General features: G+C 70.0%; 2 pseudogenes. Both read right to left on the bottom strand.

What is annotated here, in order from left to right:
* Positions 1-274, bottom strand: a pseudogene (locus AOK00_RS40100) (YihY/virulence factor BrkB family protein); the annotation flags it as partial.
* A gap of 2 nt (positions 275-276) precedes the next feature.
* Positions 277-394 (bottom strand): annotated as a pseudogene (locus AOK00_RS40095) (YihY/virulence factor BrkB family protein); the annotation flags it as partial.
* Positions 395-549: the final 155 nt, after the last annotated feature.

Genomic DNA, 549 nt, shown 5'->3' with positions numbered 1-549 from the left:
CGCCGCCGAGGCCGATGAGGATGAGCGCGTCCTTGCCCTTGAGCAGGATCGGGTTGCCCTCGATGTCGTCGAGCCCCCACACGGCGCGCAGGCACTCCCGCATGGACCCGATCCAGCTGATGCCGGTGAACAGCAGGATCGCGCCCGCGACGAGTCCGACGGTGCCGGCGTTGTCGACCAGACCGCTGATGTTGAGCTGGTCGGAGATGCCGGGCACCTGGTCGCTGATCTTCTCCTCGATCCTGTCGAGCTGGTCCTTGCTGAGGAGCGCGGCNNCGGCGGCGAGCCGGGTCCAGTGGGCCGCGTCGAGGGTCTCGTACGAGCGCCAGGCATGGGTGCGCATGAGTCGGGCGACCCATGGGCCGATGACGGGGAGCTTGGTCAGCCAGTCCATGTCGTACGTCTGCCCCTCGATCCGTTCGGGTGCGCGGAGAGCGCAGTACGAGAATCCCTCGCCAGGGCTCGCGTACCCGCGAGCGACATCCCGCACGCAGCGAGCAGCACCCCGTGTGTCGCCGGCCGTCGGAGGCTGCGGGGGCCGTCGGGGGC

It is taken from the genome of Streptomyces aureus (genome assembly GCF_001418135.1).
GTDB classification, from domain to species: domain Bacteria; phylum Actinomycetota; class Actinomycetes; order Streptomycetales; family Streptomycetaceae; genus Streptomyces; species Streptomyces aureus_A.
Note: the sequence above shows the minus strand (reverse complement) of the source record. Positions and strands in the feature narration are given on the sequence as shown.